Origin of the sequence: Sphingorhabdus sp. Alg239-R122 (assembly GCF_900537065.1) — a bacterium.
Lineage (GTDB): Bacteria > Pseudomonadota > Alphaproteobacteria > Sphingomonadales > Sphingomonadaceae > Alg239-R122.
The window spans coordinates 343563-362347 of the sequence record NZ_UNRC01000001.1; the positions used below are offsets into that span (position 1 = coordinate 343563).

At 53.4% G+C, this 18785-nt stretch carries 19 protein-coding genes and 1 tRNA gene; 5 read left to right on the forward strand and 15 right to left on the reverse strand.

Going from position 1 to position 18785, the window contains the following annotated elements; translation table 11 throughout:
* The 3 genes from tsaE to ahcY all read right to left on the reverse strand — a co-directional run bounded on the left by tsaE (position 1) and on the right by ahcY (position 4313).
* Positions 1–444: a tRNA (adenosine(37)-N6)-threonylcarbamoyltransferase complex ATPase subunit type 1 TsaE gene (gene tsaE / locus G6Q15_RS01605; protein ID WP_240330690.1), complete on the reverse strand. Its 444-nt coding sequence runs from the start codon at positions 442–444 to the stop codon at positions 1–3.
* Entirely contained in the window at positions 441–2783 is a 2343-nt protein-coding gene (locus G6Q15_RS01610) for a PAS domain-containing sensor histidine kinase (protein ID WP_164114907.1), read from the reverse strand. Before G6Q15_RS01610 ends, tsaE begins: the two co-directional genes overlap by 4 nt.
* Before the next feature lie 132 nt (positions 2784–2915).
* The gene (gene ahcY, locus G6Q15_RS01615) at positions 2916–4313 is read right to left on the reverse strand and encodes an adenosylhomocysteinase (protein WP_164114909.1); all 1398 of its coding nucleotides are present in this window, start codon (positions 4311–4313) and stop codon (positions 2916–2918) included.
* 256 nt (positions 4314–4569) lie between these two features.
* Here ahcY and G6Q15_RS01620 point away from each other — a divergent pair, with 256 nt between their 5' ends.
* A complete protein-coding gene (locus tag G6Q15_RS01620; protein ID WP_164114911.1) occupies positions 4570–5046 on the forward strand; it encodes a peroxiredoxin in 477 nt (158 codons plus the stop codon).
* Between the two features lie 96 nt (positions 5047–5142).
* Here the strand turns inward: G6Q15_RS01620 and folE are convergent, their stop codons facing one another.
* The 3 genes from folE to G6Q15_RS01635 form a co-directional block, all read right to left on the reverse strand.
* The gene (gene folE, locus G6Q15_RS01625) at positions 5143–5757 is read right to left on the reverse strand and encodes a GTP cyclohydrolase I FolE (RefSeq protein ID WP_205518061.1); all 615 of its coding nucleotides are present in this window, start codon (positions 5755–5757) and stop codon (positions 5143–5145) included.
* 151 nt (positions 5758–5908) lie between these two features.
* Positions 5909–5985: transfer RNA gene (locus tag G6Q15_RS01630), tRNA-Arg, on the reverse strand.
* A gap of 152 nt (positions 5986–6137) precedes the next feature.
* Entirely contained in the window at positions 6138–6548 is a 411-nt protein-coding gene (locus G6Q15_RS01635) for a (deoxy)nucleoside triphosphate pyrophosphohydrolase (protein ID WP_275897582.1), read from the reverse strand.
* Between the two features lie 80 nt (positions 6549–6628).
* On the opposite strand from G6Q15_RS01635, the gene G6Q15_RS01640 reads away from it, so the two are divergent.
* On the forward strand, positions 6629–6805 hold the full coding sequence (locus G6Q15_RS01640) for a Flp family type IVb pilin (protein WP_164114913.1): 177 nt from the start codon (positions 6629–6631) through the stop codon (positions 6803–6805).
* Between the two features lie 123 nt (positions 6806–6928).
* Entirely contained in the window at positions 6929–7114 is a 186-nt protein-coding gene (locus G6Q15_RS01645) for a Flp family type IVb pilin (protein ID WP_164114921.1), read from the forward strand.
* Positions 7115–7201: 87 nt separating this feature from the next.
* Here the strand turns inward: G6Q15_RS01645 and G6Q15_RS01650 are convergent, their stop codons facing one another.
* The 5 genes from G6Q15_RS01650 to G6Q15_RS01670 all read right to left on the reverse strand — a co-directional run bounded on the left by G6Q15_RS01650 (position 7202) and on the right by G6Q15_RS01670 (position 12837).
* Positions 7202–8647, reverse strand: a complete 1446-nt coding sequence (locus G6Q15_RS01650) for a M48 family metalloprotease (RefSeq protein ID WP_240330700.1) — start codon at positions 8645–8647, stop codon at positions 7202–7204.
* A 159-nt stretch (positions 8648–8806) separates the two neighbouring features.
* Complete coding sequence (locus tag G6Q15_RS01655) at positions 8807–9754, reverse strand: acetyl-CoA carboxylase carboxyltransferase subunit alpha (protein ID WP_164114923.1); 948 nt, start codon at positions 9752–9754, stop codon at positions 8807–8809.
* 89 nt (positions 9755–9843) lie between these two features.
* On the reverse strand, positions 9844–10737 hold the full coding sequence (locus G6Q15_RS01660) for a tyrosine recombinase (protein ID WP_164114925.1): 894 nt from the start codon (positions 10735–10737) through the stop codon (positions 9844–9846).
* 28 nt (positions 10738–10765) lie between these two features.
* Positions 10766–12667: a hypothetical protein gene (locus tag G6Q15_RS12265; RefSeq protein ID WP_164114926.1), complete on the reverse strand. Its 1902-nt coding sequence runs from the start codon at positions 12665–12667 to the stop codon at positions 10766–10768.
* Positions 12667–12837 (reverse strand): hypothetical protein, encoded by a 171-nt coding sequence (locus G6Q15_RS01670; RefSeq protein WP_164114927.1) that lies wholly within the window; start codon positions 12835–12837, stop codon positions 12667–12669. The genes G6Q15_RS12265 and G6Q15_RS01670 overlap by 1 nt, the downstream gene beginning before the upstream one ends.
* 101 nt (positions 12838–12938) lie before the next feature.
* Here G6Q15_RS01670 and G6Q15_RS01675 point away from each other — a divergent pair, with 101 nt between their 5' ends.
* Positions 12939–13505, forward strand: a complete 567-nt coding sequence (locus tag G6Q15_RS01675) for a shikimate kinase (RefSeq protein WP_164114929.1) — start codon at positions 12939–12941, stop codon at positions 13503–13505.
* Complete coding sequence (gene aroB / locus G6Q15_RS01680; protein ID WP_164114931.1) at positions 13493–14602, forward strand: 3-dehydroquinate synthase; 1110 nt, start codon at positions 13493–13495, stop codon at positions 14600–14602. The genes G6Q15_RS01675 and aroB overlap by 13 nt, the downstream gene beginning before the upstream one ends.
* 16 nt (positions 14603–14618) lie before the next feature.
* Here the strand turns inward: aroB and G6Q15_RS01685 are convergent, their stop codons facing one another.
* The 4 genes from G6Q15_RS01685 to radA are packed head-to-tail and all read right to left on the reverse strand — an operon-like array spanning position 14619 to position 18749.
* Complete coding sequence (locus G6Q15_RS01685) at positions 14619–16421, reverse strand: monovalent cation:proton antiporter-2 (CPA2) family protein (protein ID WP_164114933.1); 1803 nt, start codon at positions 16419–16421, stop codon at positions 14619–14621.
* 2 nt (positions 16422–16423) lie between these two features.
* The gene (locus tag G6Q15_RS01690) at positions 16424–16849 is read right to left on the reverse strand and encodes an iron-sulfur cluster assembly scaffold protein (RefSeq protein ID WP_164114934.1); all 426 of its coding nucleotides are present in this window, start codon (positions 16847–16849) and stop codon (positions 16424–16426) included.
* The gene (locus G6Q15_RS01695) at positions 16846–17370 is read right to left on the reverse strand and encodes a CvpA family protein (RefSeq protein WP_164114936.1); all 525 of its coding nucleotides are present in this window, start codon (positions 17368–17370) and stop codon (positions 16846–16848) included. Before G6Q15_RS01695 ends, G6Q15_RS01690 begins: the two co-directional genes overlap by 4 nt.
* 11 nt (positions 17371–17381) lie before the next feature.
* Positions 17382–18749: a DNA repair protein RadA gene (gene radA / locus G6Q15_RS01700; protein ID WP_164114938.1), complete on the reverse strand. Its 1368-nt coding sequence runs from the start codon at positions 18747–18749 to the stop codon at positions 17382–17384.
* Positions 18750–18785: the final 36 nt, after the last annotated feature.

The window sequence follows — 18785 nt, forward strand, 5'->3', positions numbered from 1 at the left end:
CTATGTCAGCCTGTCCGTCCAGTTTTCATTCATTTTCACATTAAGGTACCGCCCGCCCTGTTCGGCAAAATCGATGTGAATGGCAAGTGCATTTTCACCCAGTAAATGTGCTGCTTTTTCGGGCCATTCCACAATGATAACACCATCCACAGTGGCATCATCCAGCCCAAGCTCATACAGTTCCGCGCTGTTTTCAATGCGGTAAAAATCGGCATGGACGGTGGGAATGCGCGTATCGGGCGGCGCATAATATTGCACGATAGAAAAACTTGGGCTCGGCACTTCACCGCTGTGCCCCAGGCCCAGCAATATACCGCGTGCCATAGTTGTTTTGCCTGTACCCAGTTCCCCGTGCAGTTTGATGACATCGCCCACTTGCAATGCCTCACCCAGCTTTTGCCCGAATGCCTGCATCTCGCCTGCATCTTTCACATGCCTTTTCATGGCAGTGTCAGGGTGACCACAGTTCCCTCTCCCTGCCGCGAGATAATGTCGAATATGCCGCCCTGCGCCTCCACAAGCTGTTTGGCCAGTGGCAGGCCCAGCCCGCTATTATGTTGCTTGTCCTCCACATCCCGTTCAGACGCAATTCCGCCCAGTATCGCGGCCACAGCCTGCATATCCATACCCGGTCCGTTGTCAGAAATGACAATCTGCGTCTGACTATCCTTGGGTGCAGCGTGGATTAATATACGCCCTTTTTCCTGTGTATATTCAAGTGCATTGTCCAATATATTGCCGATTGCCTGTGCAAGCCTTTTTTCATCACCGCGCAGCGTGGCAAGTTCGGGATCAAGCTGGATATCAAGGTCGATATGCTTGGCCTCGACCGTCTCTTCCCGGCTATTGGCAAGTTCCGCAAGAAACTCGGCAACTTCAATATCGGTCTGTACAAGCGGCATGGCGCCCGCCTCACTCTGGCTGAGATCAAGGACATTTTCTATCTGTCCGCTGAGCCGGTCGACCGAATCGAGTATGGCATCTACATATTCCTGCGCCTGCCCAGGCAGCGGCCCGGCTATGCCGCTCGACAGCATTTCCGCAAAGCCGCCAATGGAAGTGAGTGGCGTGCGGAATTCGTAACTCATATTCGCCAGGAATTTGCCCTTGATCGAATCCGCTTCAACCAGTGCATCGTTACGCTCCCGCAGCGCTTGTTCGATCTGCTGGCTGTCAGAGATATCGAGCATGGTCAGCATCGCATTGCCATCGGGCAAGGGGATGCCGGCAAATTCGAAACAACGTCCATCGGAAAGGATAATCCGGCCATTGCGTTGGTTCCGGTCCAGTGTAGCGGCGCGGATAATGTCCCGCAGCGCCGCAATCTGCGCTGGACGCTGCAATCTGGGCGCCAGCATTTTCATCAATTCGTCGACGCGTGGATGTTCAGCCAAGCTGTCTTCTTCAATCGACCATATCCGCATGAAACGGCGGTTCCACAGGTGCAATCGGCCATCGGGAGAAAACACCGCCAGCGCTTCGAACAGACTGTCAAACATGGCAGTGCGCACCCGCAGCAGGGTATCGCGCGCACTGGCCAGCTGTACCTGCTCGGTCCTGTCTTCAAATATCAGCAGCAATCCGCCATCGGGCGTTGGTTGCGCAATGGCACGCAAATGCGTTCCGTCAGGCAGAAGCCAATTATCTTCAATCGCTTCAGTGCTGGTGAACCAGGCACGTTTTTGTCCTTTCCATTCCGGAAAATCACGCACTTCGGGCACACAACCCGCTTCACGCATCCGGTCAAGTATCCGGTCAAATTCAGGGGAGTTATTCACCCATTGCGGCCGCAACGAGAAAATGCGCTGAAATGGCTGGTTGCAAAATACTAACGCCTTTTCGCTGTCAAATTGCGCAACGCCCGCTGACATATTGTCCAGCATGTCACGCTGGGCACGGCGAAACTGACCAAATTCATTTTTCAGGCTTTCCAGCTCCTGCACATTGATCGCATATCCCGCGACACCCATTTCCCCGAGTGGCAAGTCGACAACGCGCATAACCTGCCGCTTGCCGTCAATCGTGGTGGCCACAGTGCGTTCCACCATACGTTCGTCCGACCGGGCCTTCGCGGCCACCGCTGCGGGCGTCAGGCCATCTACGGTTTCAACGAGCTCCATATTGTCAGCCACGACCTGCTTGGCATCCGCGCCATCCACCGCTTTCACATAAGCCGAATTGACCAATGTGATATTGCCGTCCGTGTCACGGTGCCACATTGGCATGGGCGCAGCTTCGATCAAGGTCGAAAGCGACGAAAATGCCGTTTCGGCATGACTCAGGCGCGATTGCAGTGATTCGATATTTTCCTGACTTTCGGTATCATCGAAAATCCACAGAAGCGCCGCTCCCAAGGGCGCTATTTGCGGGTCGGCTTGATGCCCTTTGATACGCAAGCTTTTGCGCGAAGATTTGACGTTTATCTTGGTGGTAAAGGGCCGCGCGGTCTTCTGCGCAGCAGTAATATGGCCCTGCACTTCCTGCAGATCATCCTCACTCCAGCCTGTATCCCCGCGTGAAAGGTCAGAAAAATAGGGCGGCAAGCCATCCAGACCGAACCAGCGAGCCAATCGCTCCGGCCCCTCTATCCGTCCATCGGTCCGCACCAGCAGCGGCAAGGCGGGCGCTTCGTCGAGCATTTTGCCCAGCCTGCGCGAATGGCGCAGTGTTGCCTGCGCGCGGCGGCGTACCGAAAGCCCGCTGCTAACTGCCCAGATGCCACCCACAACCCATGCAGCGAGCAGCAGGCCTAGGAAAAATACGGCGCTATCGGATAATGTCACCTGTGCCCGTACCTTATCAGAAAATTAGAATTCATGCCTTCGCCTTACCTAGCGCGCATGGACCATACAGGCCAATAAAAAATGGCTCGCCGAAATGTCCGGCGAGCCATTATTTTCATCAGCTGATATCGATTAGTAGCGGTAGGCGTCCGTCTTGAACGGCCCTTCCACAGGAACATCGATATAATCGGCCTGTTCCTCGGACAGTTCGGTGAGTTGCACGCCCAGTTTGTCAAGGTGCAGACGCGCCACTTTCTCGTCCAGATGCTTGGGCAGGACATAGACCTGGTTTTCATACTGATCGCTGCGCAGCCACAGTTCGATCTGCGCCAGCACCTGGTTGGTGAAGCTGGCAGACATGACGAAGCTGGGGTGGCCCGTGGCATTACCCAGGTTAAGCAGGCGGCCCTGTGACAACAGGATCATACGGTTGCCATCCGGGAATTCGATCATGTCAACCTGTGGCTTGATCTCGGTCCATTTCAGGTTCGACAGCGCGCCGACCTGAATTTCATTATCAAAGTGGCCGATATTGCCGACAATCGCCATGTCTTTCATCGCACGCATATGGTCGATGGTGATAACGTCTTTGTTACCCGTTGTAGTGATGAAGATGTCAGCCGTCGGTGCGACGTCCTCCAGCTTTTGCACATCAAAACCGTCCATGGCGGCCTGAAGCGCGCAGATCGGATCGATTTCGGTGACAACAACGCGGGCACCAGCACCTTTCAAAGAGGCTGCGGAGCCTTTGCCGACATCGCCATAACCACACACAACAGCCACTTTACCGGCCATCATCACGTCTGTACCGCGGCGGATGCCGTCGACCAGCGATTCCTTACAGCCATATTTATTGTCAAATTTCGACTTGGTGACACTGTCATTCACGTTGATCGCCGGAAAAGGCAACAGACCTTTTTTGGCCAGATCATAAAGGCGGTGCACACCTGTGGTGGTTTCTTCAGACACGCCCTTAATCGCTTCAACCGTCTTGGTCAGATAGCCGGGTGATTTTTCCAGGCGCTCTTTGAGCACCTTGGCGAAAGCTTCTTCTTCTTCATTGGTGGGAGTGAACAGTTCTTCACCCGCTTCAACGCGCGCGCCCCAAAGCGCATACATAGTCGCATCACCGCCATCGTCGAGGATCAGGTTACATGTTTCGCCTGATTCTGCGCCCCAGTCGAAAATACGGTCCACATATTGCCAATATTCTTCCAGAGTTTCGCCTTTGATGGCGAAAACTGGAATGCCCTGATCCGCAATCGCAGCTGCAGCATGATCCTGTGTCGAATAAATGTTGCATGATGCCCAACGCACTTCCGCGCCCAGCGCAATCAGCGTTTCAATCAGAACCGCTGTCTGGATCGTCATGTGCAGCGAACCAGTGATTTTCGAGCCTTTCAGCGGCTTTTCTTCACCATATTCTTCACGAATGGCCATCAGGCCCGGCATTTCGGTTTCGGCGATCGCAATTTCATTGCGGCCATATTCGGCAAGCGAAATATCTTTTACGATATAGTCATTGGACACAGGGTAATCTCCTTAAAGCAGGTACTGCGCATGGTGGGGCAATGCCTCGCCATGCAATTGGCGCCCTCCATAACGGACAGAACCTGTGTAATCAAACGAAACTTGGATAAGATATAAAGAATTCTTTATATGATAAATTGCCGACAGTTTATAATCTGGAAACAGAAAATCCTGGTTGAAAATAACCTGCATCATCACAAGATAGGGCAGGCAATAATTTATCACTCCCACAGCCTCTTACCGAAAGGATTTTTCCATGATCTCCCAAGGCGACAAACTCCCCAGCGCAAACCTTGTCAAAGCAACAGAAAACGGCCCTGAGCAGGTTGCCACCGATGATTATTTCGCTGGCAGGAAGGTGGCACTTTTTTCCGTCCCAGGCGCTTTCACCCCAACTTGCTCTGCAAAACATTTGCCGGGCTTTGTTGAAAAAGCGGAAGAGCTCAAGGCCCAAGGAGTTGAAGAAATTGCCTGCACCGCCGTGAATGACGCCTTTGTGATGAACGCATGGAAAGATGCCGCCGGATCGGAAGCTGTCACCATGCTAGCCGATGGCAATGCAGACTTTGTCAAGCAGCTCGGCCTGGAAATGGATGGCAGCGGTTTCGGCATGGGCACACGCGGCCAGCGTTTCTCCATGGTGGTGAACGATGGCATGGTGGAACAGCTCCACGTCGAAGCGCCCGGTGATTTCAAGGTCAGTTCAGCGGAATATATGCTCGAAAACATGTAACCATTCGGACAATACGAACAAAAAGGCCTGCGAGACATTCATCTCACAGGCCTTTTTGTCGAAAATATTGACAGTCGCGGGTGTGCCGCCCTTTGCCTAATATCCCATAAGGCTGAGCACTTCTTCCCGGCTACGTGCATCATCCAGAAAACATCCGAGCAGACGCGAGGTCATCATTCTAACGCCCGGTGTCCTGACGCCTCTTGCTGTCATACAGCTATGACTCGCACATATGACTACGGCGACACCCTGGGGCTTTAGATGATCCCAAATACATTGCGCGACTTCTGCTGTAAGACGTTCCTGTACCTGTAAACGCCGCGCATAACCGTTTAATACCCGCGCCAGCTTCGATATGCCGACAACGCGTTCCGATGGCATATAGGCGATGGACGCAGTGCCGATAATCGGTGCCATATGGTGCTCGCAATGCGACTGGAATGGGATATCCTTCAGCAGAACCAGCTCATCATAACCACCGACTTCTTCAAATGTACGCTGCAAGTGCACCGCAGGGTCATCATCATAGCCCTGACAATATTCTTTCCAGGCCCGCGCAACCCGTTTTGGTGTATCAAGCAAACCTTCACGCCCTGGATCGTCACCTGACCATCTGATCAATGTCCGGATCGCGTCCTGAACATCATCAGGCACAGGAATTTTTGATTTCCTCCCCAGATTCTCGTCGCTATCCATTTCATCTGGCTGCATTGTCTGCCCCCTTGTTCAATATCCTGACAAGATAGGCAGGCTTGCCAAATGAAACAAGGCATCAATGGATGCTCACGTAGCAACAAAGCGCAATTTTCCTCTTATCGGTGCATCGCATCGATTGAAACTTGAGTTCATAAAAAGAGGAAAATGGTGCGCCCGGAGCGATTCGAACGCCCGGCCCCCAGATTCGTAGTCTGGTGCTCTATCCAGCTGAGCTACGGGCGCGCACTTAATTTTCAAACGATTATCCGCAAAATCAGGATGGTCGTTTATGCAGCCACAGTGTTTGATAACCAAGCATTGTGTCTGCGTTGGGCGGAACTAGCGATTGTATGGACGCCTTGCAACCGATATTTTACCGGTTTTGCCATTTTTACCTAAATCCACCTTTGCAGCGCCTGCACAAGTGGCCTGTCGGCGGGTGGCATCGGCAGCTTCTCCATCTCCTGCACCTCCGTCCAGATGATATCGGCAGCATGCAGTGCTTTTATTTCCCCCGTCCATCGCCGGCATATATATAAGAGTAGCACAAGGTGCCCGTCCCCCAATGCATCGCTTGCAAAGCAGGTAGGGGTCAGATCGGCTATATTGACTGTGACACCCAATTCCTCATCTAGTTCGCGTACCAACGCATCTTCCGGAGTTTCCCCTGCTTCTATCTTCCCACCCGGGAATTCCCAAAGTCCTGCCATTGAAGTTGTTTGCGGCCGTTTTTGCAGCAACACTTTGCCATCTACATCCACAAATGCCGCAGCCACCACGTGGAGCAATGTCGGATTTTTTTGCAATTTATTTCACTCCATCAACTTTTCATTAAACTTTTTGCCAGAAAACGGGGTTGTTAGAAATGAGGGGCAAAGGAAAATCAATGTTCAATACATTCAGAAAGCTCAGCACCGATAAAAAAGGTGCCACTGCGATCGAATATGGGTTGATTGCGGCGCTGATAGCCATCGCAATGATTTCCGGCCTTATTGTACTGGGTCAGGAAACGTCAAACACAATGAACGCTGTTTCAGAAGGGTTTGACAGAAACGACAACTGACTGGTGCGGATTTTCCTTTTTGGATTAAGAATTTGTAAGGAATTTCTAGCTAAACCGACGATAGTCAATCCGTTTAATATCGTTTTGACCGGGTAATATGAAGTGAAACCTAAGGAGACCAAAATGTCATATGTAAAGAATCTTATCGCTGATAAAAAAGGCGCTACTGCAATTGAATACGGCCTGATTGCTGCTCTGATCGCAGTTGCTGCTATTACAGCAATGCAGGGCCTTGGCAACCAGCTGACCGACACATTCGGCACAACGGCTGCTGAAATGAAAGAAGGCACCGATAAAGCCAATAACTAATCGGTAATTGGTTAAAGACAAGAAAGGCGGCAGTGAAAACTGCCGCCTTTTTTATTTTATCCTATGTCCGCAGAAAGAATGCGGGCTTTAGTATGTCACGACTTTCACGCGCTGTCCTGCACGCAGTTGCGCATTACGTGACAACCCGTTCAACGCAAGGAAGCGCTCTGTCTGCAACTGAGTATAGGCCATACGCCGTGCAAAACCCGAAACGGTGTCGCCGGATTTGACAGTGACAACATCCAGCTTGCGCGGTTTGATCTGCGCCGCTTCATTTGCGCTCAAGCGGCGCATGCTTGAATACATGCTATTAAACGTCTGCCCGCGACCCGCAGGCGTGATCGTCACAAAGTGCAGCGCCCTACTTTTTGAAAACTCATAGGCAAAGACAGCTACATCCACCTGTTGCTGGCCATTATTTACCCGAGCCGTGGAATAGGCCGCGGGTAAGCCATTGACCGTTGTTGACTGGATATTGCCATAGTTGAGTTGCGTCTTGTCACCGCCCACTTTTTTGAACGCGCTTTCCACATAGTTACGCAAATTGCCGTTATATGGCAGCAAGGTCAGCTGTCCTTGCCCACTCTGACCGGTAATGCCAACTGCCGTCGTGGTGTTTTGCAGACCGAATCCAGTTGGCGCAGTGAAGGTAAAACGCATGTCCGGATGCAGGAATGTCGTGCCTTCGACAACGCCTTGTTGAGGGTCATCGCCGTAAAGAACACCGTCAATCCTGTTCAAAAAGACTTCGCGGTTACGCACGCCGCTCGAATTCGCACCTGCTTTTTGCAGCGCGCGACTTACGCGTTTCGCCGGATCCGGGTGCGTACTGGCCCACGCGGGCACATTGCGTGCTTCGCGGCCCGAAACACGTGCATCAATCGAGCTTTGCGCGGCAAGGGAAGCCAGCATGCTGGATAGTGCCTTTGGATCATATCCTGCAGAATTGAGATACTGGATCCCCAGATCATCCGCTTCGGTTTCCTGATTGCGTGAATATTTGAGCGTTAACAGCTGGCTGCCGGTTCCAAAAAGCTGCTGCCCCAGACGCCCTGCAGCCGAATTGCCCAGCAAAACAGCAGAGGCTATCTGGCCAATCGCACCAAAGATGCTGTTGCGCTGCGCCCTTTTCTGGCGTTTTTGCGAGTGTCGGGCCGCGACATGGCCGACTTCATGACCCAGAACGCCAGCCAGCTCAGCTTCATCATTCATAAGTGCGAGAAGCTGGCGCGTTACATAAACATAACCACCCGGAATCGCGAAAGCATTGTTCACCGGTGAATTGAGCAGTGTAACTGTAAAATCGCTGCGCGCATTCCCCAGGCCGGACTGCACGGCAATATTCTTACCCACAGTTTCGACATAGGCTGCCTGCGGCGCATCAAAGCTACCACCATATTGCGAAACAAGCTGCGGATGATACTGGTCACCCAGTTTTTTTTCTTCCGCTGTAATGCTTTTAACTTGCTGCGGCGCATTTGATGACGCTGATTGCGACGAAGCTGATTGCGTTCCCCCGGTGCCTGAGCCCATGCAAGCCGCCAGCATGAGTGTAGATGTAGCCGTTGCCATTGTCACAAATTTGCGTGCCATGATATTTCCTCCATTTATCCTCTCTTAATGACAGGACCTTATCTGAAAACAAGCGCTGGCAAACCAAAAAGTTCCTTTTTTCCGTAAGATGGAAAAAGTTTACAATTCCCCGAGCGAGAGGAATTTCTGATGCCGAGCTTGCAAAAGCTCGCTGTCGGACAGCCCCGACAGCTCATCAAGATGCTTTAATATAGCGGTTTTGAGAGCCACACAGGCCTGTTCATGGTCGCGGTGTGCGCCCCCCACAGGCTCCGGGACAATCTCGTCAATAACACCCAGTTTTTTCAGGTCCGCTGCAGTCACTTTCATCGCGGTTGCCGCTTCACTCGCCTTGTCCGCCGTGCGCCACAATATCGACGCGCAGCCTTCCGGTGAAATAACAGAATAAACGGCATGCTCATACATCAACACACGTTCAGCAGATGCAAGAGCAACTGCACCGCCTGAACCGCCTTCCCCAACAATACACGCCACCATGGGTACATGCAAACTGAGGCAGGTCTGGGTCGAGCGCGCGATTGCCTCGGCCTGGCCGCGTTCTTCCGCCTCAATTCCCGGAAAAGCGCCAGATGTATCCACCAGCGTCACGACCGGCAGGTGAAAGCGGTCAGCCAGTTCCATCAGGCGGATGGCCTTGCGATATCCTTCAGGCTTTCCCATACCGAAATTATGCTTGATCCGGCTTTCGGTGGTATTTCCCTTTTCATGGCCAATAACCATGACGCGGCGGCCATCGATTTTGGCAAATCCGCCCATGATTGCCTGGTCGTCGCCAAAAGCCCGGTCACCGGCCAGTGGTTCAAACTCTTCAAAAATATGGGTAATATAGTTCTGGAAATGCGGACGTTGCGGGTGACGAGCCACTTGTGTTTTCTGCCATGGTGTCAATGACTTATATGTAGATTTTAATAAACGCTCTGATTTTTTCTGTAACCGTTTGAGGTCAGCGGCTATGTCCAGCTCGCCATTATCAGCGGTTTCCTGTAATTCGGAAATCCGTTCATCCAGTTCGGCAATGGGTTTTTCAAATTCAAGATAGCTTGTCATATCAATCCTGTAATATTTGTAACGGGGTTAGAACGCACCAGCCTGTGCGTCAATGCGCAGCGGCCATCATGCACAGATAAAAGCCGTTCTCATGGCCGTATTTTGGTCAGTGGATGCCGGGCATTTACCAATTCCACCAGGCGCTTGCTGTCCACGTGCGTATAGATTTGCGTCGTGGATATGTCAGCATGACCGAGCAACGTCTGCAGCACCCGCAAATCAGCACCACCCTCAAGTAAATGTGTCGCAAATGCGTGGCGCAGAACATGCGGACTAACGGTGGCTGGATCAATGCCCGCTTCGGCGGCGAGTTCCTTTACCATCTGGTACAGGCGAATACGTGACAAATGCCCGGCACGTGAAGGAAACAGCCACTTGCTGTCTTCTGGCAATGTTGCCCGCCAGCGCGCCACCGCCGCCCGTGCGCGCTTCGATATCGGCACCATCCGCTGATGGCCGCCCTTACCTTTGATCGCCAGCAAAGGCCGATCTGATAAAAATGCATTATAAGGCAGTTCCACCAGCTCACTTGCGCGGAGCCCGGAACCATAAAGCAACTCAATCAGCGCCAATAGCCGCAAATCCTTGTCACCAGCCTTGGGATTACCCGCTTTCGCCTCGAGAATTGCGAAAATCCTGTCCATGTCATCCCTGCCCAGCACTTTGGGTAGGCTCTGACGTGCACCTGGCTTAGGCAATGCACTGGATGGATCATCCGCAATTATCGCCTCATCGACCAGGTAGCCAAAATATTGCCGCAGCGCTGATGTCTTACGCGCCAGTGTACTCGCCGCCAGTCCTGACCATGACGCTACCAGTTTTTCAATATCTTGCCGCTTTGCCTGTGTCAGCCCGGCAGCCAGTATATCCGACGCACCTTCCAGGTCGCGTCTGTACGCAGCAAGAGTGTTGACACTGGAACCGCGTTCGACCGCCATCATTTCCAGGAAATTATCAATCAGGACTGTATCATCATGCGTCATATGTTACTTTTTTGCGCACAGGTTTAAGCTATCCGCGCGCTATCGCCTCGGCCGCTATCATCCGTGCCTCTGCGTTCAAACCCACTTTGTTCAGCGCGCTGACAATATGGTAGAGGTGCGTTGCCGACATTTTTGACCAATCCGCCCCCTGCATGCCGGCCCCTGCGAGCAATGCGACATGCGCAGCTTCACCGGTATCCGCCGCCCTTGTTATTGCGCGTGCCCAGCGTGAAGTGCTTTCCAGATTTATTTCGAGTTTTTCTGCAAAACTGTCACGGTCTTCGCCTGAAATACGCTCCAGACCAGCAAGTGCAGCCAGCAGGAAACCGCTCTTGCGGCTTTCTTCGCTATAATCATTGTCGTAATAATCATCGAGCGCGTCATAGCTTTCAGCATTTGCAGGTTCCGGGTTGGCAATGGCCAGCATTGCCCATCCATCGCTACCGTTTTCGACTGTACCGCTCCATCGCATGGCGTTACGGTCAAACCCGGCGCTAAGCATGGATGCGATCAGCCGTGAAGCTTCTTCGCTATAATCAGGAGACACTGGAAAGCGCGCCGCGGCATGTGATGTCAGCACAAGCATGGCATAAACTGCACTGGGATCGCTCGAACGGCCCCAGATACTCGTCATCGAACTAAGTCGGGTCGACATGTCCTGATTGGCATATGCATTGCGCAGCAATGCCGCCTGGGCACGAACATTATCGGCGGTTTCACCGCTCGCGTAAGCGGCACTGTACAAGTCAACCATGGCCCGGCTCGACAGTACGCCCATAGCCGCGGCAACATCCGCAGACGCAATTCTCTCTTCAATTGGGGACATGGGCGCTATTGCCTGCCAAGCGCGGTATTTGACATCGGCCTTGTTAAAAAGTTCGATTGGCGGCTGGATACCTGTGGCCAGCGCCAGGCCGTAACGCCATGGCGTCAATTCATTCACATCATCCCATTTGATGGTGACAGCGCGGCGGCCATTTACCCCTGCCCCAACTGCTTTTTCTGCAAGCAACAAGTCGATTTGCGACGCTTTTTCCTGACGGTTAAGCCGGTCAATACGCGATGTCGCTGCGCTTTGCTCTCCAGAAAATGACGAGCATATAGCCCGGCTCATATCCCATTTCACATCATCCGATGCTTCAGAGCCACCTGCGACAATCGGGCACAGCCCGCTGGGGTCAGCATTGGCAAGATACGTGTCCATGGCCACTCGGTACAGGCGGGCATTGAAATTACGCGTGTCCACATTTTGTAACATCATCCGCGCATTGGCTGTCTCACCCATTTTCAACAATAATGCCGCGCGGGCAGCAGCCCAGTCTGCACCATTGACGCCGCCAGGTGTCTGTACCTGCGAAACCAACGCGCGGCGCAGCAATATTGATCCCCAGCGCGACAGAACTGGCCCATCAATATTGTTGATCAGCTTGGTAAGATACTGACCATCCGTCGTCGCGAAACTATCATTTGGGAAACCGCCCTGATCAATGCCGATTATCCCGATCTGATCAAGCGAACGCTGCGCGCGCGTAGGCAGGTCATAGATAACACGAGCCGATGTGAATTCTTCCGATGTGTCTTCGGGCAGCTCTTCTACACTCGCCACCGGTGAAGGTGATGACGCATCTGCCGGCGCACTATCAGGCACATTGTTATCCGATGGTGCTGGTACAGGCGTGACAGGATTGGCCGGTGCCACCTGCGGCCCTGTGGATGGCGCAGGAGACGGAGCCGGTGACTGTGAAGGTGCAGGCGAAGGCTCGGGAGTTGGTGAAGGAGCAGGCGCGGGAGCCGGGTCGCCAAATCCTGGTGGCAACAGCGATTCGGGTGCGTCTTCAGCCTGTCCCTGTAGTGCGCTATATGCCGGCACGGTCAGTGCGGCAAAAGCAAGGCCGCAAAATAACAGGGATTTGTAACGCGGAGTCTGCATCAGGCCTGCTCTATGTCACTTATCTCAATGGGCTGTTCAATCTGTTCGACCGGCTGCTCCCCACCCCAGAAGTAAAGCAGGTAGAAAAAGCCGATAATGAGCGCCAATGCGATTATCCATTTAAGTGCAGCGGGGCTGCGGCGTTTCTTGCGTTCGTTCAAAATTGTCATGTCTTCATCCGGACTTGCTAGATTTGGCAGGCACTGGCCAGTAAATAATATATGACAGCGCTCTTGCACACTGCCCTAGCGCATCTATACGCTGACGGGCAATGAACGAAAAGCGCAAAGCCACAGAAAATTACAGGCCCGATGACCTGACAATCGATAGACCCATCATATTGGTGGGCCTGATGGGTGTTGGCAAATCCACCGTTGGCCGCCGTCTTGCCGCCATGCTGAAGCTGGATTTCGTCGATGCTGACAACGAAATTGAAGACGCCGCCGCGATGTCGATTGCCGAAATTTTTGAAGAATTTGACGAAGAATATTTTCGTGATGGCGAACGACGTGTGATCGCCCGCCTGATTGAGGACCGTCCGCAAGTCATCGCCACAGGTGGCGGCGCTTTCATTAATGACGAAACGCGTGCGCTCATACTTGAGCGCGGCATAGCCGTATGGCTGGACGCCAATATTGACACCCTGGTTGAGCGCGTGAATCGCCGCGACACACGCCCGCTGCTACGGGGCGGCAATGCACAGGAAATTCTGACCGACCTGGCAAAAAAAAGAAACCCGTTTTATGCCAAGGCGCATGTGCACGTAACAAGCCAAACAGGCCCGCATAACCGCATGGCAAAGGAAATCATAAAGGCGATCCAAGAATGGAAATCATAAATGTCGCGCTGGGCGGGCGCAGTTATAACGTCCATATTGAAAATGGCGCACTTGCCAACATTGCGGCCTTGCTGGAACCTTATACAGCACAGCGCCGCCTGCTTTTCATCACTGACGCGAATGTTCACGACCTTTACTGGCAGCGTATACGTGAAAGCCTGTCCGCAGCAGGCGTGAATGCAGAGGTTTTCATCCTGCCCGCAGGGGAAGCCAGCAAAAGCTGGCAGAATCTGGAGGCTATATGCGACTGGCTGATCCGCGAAGGTACGGAACGCGCCGATCATATCGTCGCATTGGGCGGCGGTGTGATCGGTGACATTGCCGGTTTCGCCAGCGCCATCGTGAAACGGGGCTGTAATTTTGTACAAATCCCGACCACATTGCTGGCGCAGGTAGATAGCAGTGTGGGCGGGAAAACCGCGATTAACAGCGAGACGGGGAAGAATCTGGTGGGTCTGTTTCACCAGCCCGCGTTTGTTCTTATCGACCCCGACATGTTGGATACATTACCTGAGCGGGAGCTTCGTGCAGGCTATGCTGAAGTGGTCAAATATGGTCTGATTGGCGATGCAGATTTTTTTGCTTGGTGCGAAGGAAATGGTGGTGCATTGCTCGCAGGCGACAAGGCGGCACGTATCAGGGCAATATCACACAGCATCAACGCCAAGGCGCAGATTGTGTCGGAGGATGAACGCGAGCTTAGCGGCCGCCGTGCATTGCTCAACCTTGGGCATACATTCGGCCATGCGCTGGAAGCGGAAACCGGTTTTGGTGACATATTGATCCACGGGGAAGCTGTCGCGGCAGGCATGGCCCTGGCCGCCCGGTATTCGGTACGTAGAGGCTATATCGGACACACCGAAGCGGAACGCATTGCGCATCATCTGGTGCAAAGCGGCTTGCCCGCTAGTCTCGGCGATATTGCCATGCAGACCACCGGCACAGCTCTGGCCGCGCACATGCAGCATGACAAGAAAGTTGTTCAGGGCGATGTACCGCTGTTGCTAATGCGCTCCATCGGTGACACTTTTCTGTCACAGGGCACCGATTTGGCTGATGTTGCCGCTTTTCTGGGTGACGAGCTGGCAAACACCTGATACCGAACAGGCTAGCTTAATCGCTGCCCTTGACGCTCTGTTCATTTTCGATGGTTTCCATATCAAAACCGGCGGACATATCGCCGCCAAAACTCATATGCAGCCCCGCTTTCATATCGCCCGCCTCATGCTGCATTTTCAGGCGTTCCAGGTCCCGGCGGCGGAATTCATTGACCAGACCATTTACCTTGTCCTTGGCTAGACCGTATTTCAGTAATGCATCACGGCCCATTTTGATTGCTGATTCCATCAATTCGCGTTGAGCGCCATCAATATCTGTACCTTTAAGCCGCAGCAGATGCATCCGGTCAAACGCACGTACATAAATCATCGCATTTGGAAAGCTCGTTGCAATAGGCCCAATCTGCTCCGGCCCAAAATCACGTCCATCCATGCAGAAAAATAGCATGCACGCTTCTTCCGCCCCTGCCTTGCGCAGCAAGTCAACACGCGTGCCGTCGCCGTAAAAGACCTTGCGGCCATATTCGCTGCTCGTATCAATTTGCTCAGGTTTTGAATCGATCAATGTCACTGAAATATCCGCACCTGCGCATATCTGCGAAACTGTCTGGCCAAAACGGCCATGGCCGACAACAATGGCACTGGAACGCGGGGCCTTTTCAGGATCCTCAATATCAGAGCGAACCGAAGATTTGACACCGCCCAACCTTTTCGCAAGCAGCATGAGGAAAGGCGTGGTTGCCATCGATAGTGTGATTACCGCGCCAAACAGGCTGGAAGCCTCACTTTCGATAAGCATTGCAGTTTCAGCCGCTGCAAACAGCACGAAGCCGAATTCACCGCCCTGACTCAAAAGCAGGCCCAGCACAAAAGCTGGCTGACTTTTCATGCCAAATGCCTTACCCAAACCAAAGATAATCGCGACCTTGATGGCAATCAGCAAAGCCGCCATGCCGACCACAAATGCCGGGTTATCCCAGATTACACTCAAATCGAGCATCATACCTACGCCCATGAAAAACAGGCCGAGCAGAATCGAGCGGAACGGGTCGATATCGGCTTCGAGTTCGTGCCGGAAAGGGGAATCTGCCAGCATGACGCCGGCAACAAATGCGCCCAGCGCAGGCGACAGCCCCAGATAATTCATCAAAGCAGCACTGCCAAACACCGCAAAGAGGCCCGCAACGATAAACAGTTCACGCTCAGCCACACGGCCGATCAGTTTGAGCATCGGCGCAAGTATATAACGCCCCGTCAGAACAAGGCCGATAACCGCCAGCGCTGAATAAAGAGCAATGAGCCAGCCTGCTGTTCCTTCTCCTTCTACTGGTGCACGCGACAGCGCGGCGACTATGGTCAGGAGCGGAACAATCGAAATATCCTGAAACAGCAGAATGGAAAAAGCCTTTCGCCCTGCCGGGGTATTGAGCCGCCCTTCCGATTTAAGTAATGGCAGCACCTGCGCCGTGGATGACAGCGCAAGCGGCAGGCCGATTACCAAAGCCGCCTGCCATGTGAAATTGGTCAGCAGGTAAACCGCCGCGAATATCGCGATACCGCACAGTATCACCTGCGACATGCCAAGCCCGAATATATCACGCTTCATGCGCCAAAGCTGCGATGGTGCGAGCTCTAAGCCAACCAGGAAGAGCAGCAGGATAATACCCAATTCGGCAAAGCCCACGATCGTTTCCGCATCATCGACCAGGCCCAGTACTTCTGGACCAATAAGCATACCAGCAACCAGATAGCCCAGCACCGCGCCAATCCCGAACTTGCGGAATATCAGGACGAAAAAAAGTGCCGCGGCAAGAAGTATGAACCCCGACAGAAACATGTCTGCATGGCCATGTTCCATCTTCAGCCTTTTCCTTCGTCCATGGCAGCAAGCGCAGCGCGCCACGGCAATAACACTGAATCCCGGCGCGCCGGATAATCATGCGCTGACATGAGCATGTCTGCCTCTGGCCATGTCCCGGGACGCCCTATCTTGCCGTGTAGATAGTCCGACAATGCCTGTCCGGCAGCATCAATTTCGCTGCGACTGCGTCCTTTTATATGACGCGTCAGCACCGCTGCGGATGCCTGCCCCAACGCGCAGGCCTGCGCCTTCACACCTATATCTGATATCCGCTTTTCCTGATCGACAGATAGCGATATCCATACCACACTGCCGCATGTTTTGGATCGCATTTCCACCTTGCGGGGCATCGCCGTGTCAAAAGGATAATCCGCGAGGGCCATCGCCGCCTGCAGAATTTCGCGCGTATAAAGTGGTTTAGTCATTCCTCTGCTTCCGCTTCCGTATCACGCCCCCTGCCGCGTCGTTTATCGACATAGGCAATCACGGCATTGCTCGTGGCGTTAAGCAGGGTATAGGTGCGCGACTGTGTCATCCAGTCGGGGCGTTCTTGCGCGGAATATACGGTTTCATAACCAATGGTCAGAAGCATAAAGCCCGCGGTGGCCATGGCCAACCCCTTAAGCGCACCAAAACCAAAACCCAACACCCGGTCAATCGGCCCCAGCAGGGATGACCGGGTTTTACCGCCCACATAGCCTGCAACGAACTTACCAATTACATAGGTGACAATAAACACGGCAGCATAACCAAGCACCGATGCCCCGCCCTCAGTCCCGATTATACCGGCAAGGAAAGCAGCAACAGGCTCATAAAACAGCCAAATGGCGGCAATCGCGAATATCCAGGCGAGCAGCGACAGCACTTCCTGCACAAAGCCGCGCATGAAGCCGAATATAGCTCCGCCACCCAGCAGCAGGAGAACAATGATATCAAGTGCCGTCATTATGGGCGTGACTAGTCACGCCCAAGCAAATGGTCAACGAGATTTGCAAGCTTTTGCATATGTTGCAGTTTCATCTCACCGCCATGCTTTGTACTGGAAGACGGCATAATGGCGCTGTCAAAACCCAGTTTAGCCGCTTCACGCAGGCGCAATGCCTCATGCGACACGGGTCTGATTTCCCCGGAAAGCGCGACTTCGCCAAACAATATGCTACCGCCCGGCAGCGGTTTTTCGGCAAGAGCAGAGATGAGTGCACCTGCAACTGCCATATCCGCCGCCGGGTCGGAAACTTTATATCCGCCCGCAATGTTCAGATAGACTTCGCATGACGAAAAGCTGAGACCGCAGCGCGATTCGAGCACGGCCAATATCATCGCCAGCCTACCGCTATCCCAGCCCACAACAGCTCGGCGCGGGGTGGCTCCGCTGGCCAGACGCACGGTGAGCGCCTGTATTTCAACCAGAACGGGCCGTGTCCCCTCCAGTGCGGGGAAAACAGCTGTGCCAGCAACATCATCGCTCCGATCGCTCAGGAACAGTGCTGATGGGTTGCTGACTTCAGTCAGTCCTTCTTCACGCATCGAAAACACACCGATTTCGTCCGTCGCGCCAAAACGGTTCTTGATTGCCCGCAATATCCGGTATTGGTGGCTGCGCTCGCCCTCAAAGCTCATCACAGTATCCACCATATGTTCAAGCACACGCGGCCCCGCAATATTGCCGTCTTTCGTGACATGGCCAACCAGCACCATCGCCGCACCGCTTTGCTTGGCATAACGGATCAGTTCATGCGCAGAGGCCCGAACCTGACTGACGGTACCGGGTGCGCCTTCAATCTGATCGCTGTGCATGGTCTGAATTGAATCGATGACAAGAAAATCGGGAACATCATCCTTCCCCAGGGTTGTCAGTATGTCACGCACCGATGTTGCCGACGCCAATTTGAGCGGCGCATCACCCAGCCCAAGCCGCCGCGCGCGCAGCCGCACCTGATCAGCGGCCTCTTCGCCGCTGATATAGACAACATTCAGACCGCGTTTTGCCAGATTGGCGGACGCCTGCAGCAGCAATGTCGACTTGCCGATACCCGGATCACCGCCCATCAGCGTTGCAGACCCAGCAACCAGACCCCCGCCCAGCGCAATGTCAAATTCAGCTATCCCTGTTTCCTGCCGAGGCGGAAGTTCCACATCACCATCCAAAGCCACTAACTCAACCGCACGGCCGCCGCCCTGCAAATCATGCTTGGCAGAAAAAACGGTTGGTGCGGCTTCCTCTGCCAATGTATTCCATTCGCCGCAATCCGCGCATTGCCCCTGCCACCTGTACGATACACTGCCGCACTGCTGACACACATATTTTTTCTTTGCTTTGGCCATAACATGCCCATATCAGAACAAAAATAGAACATCAAT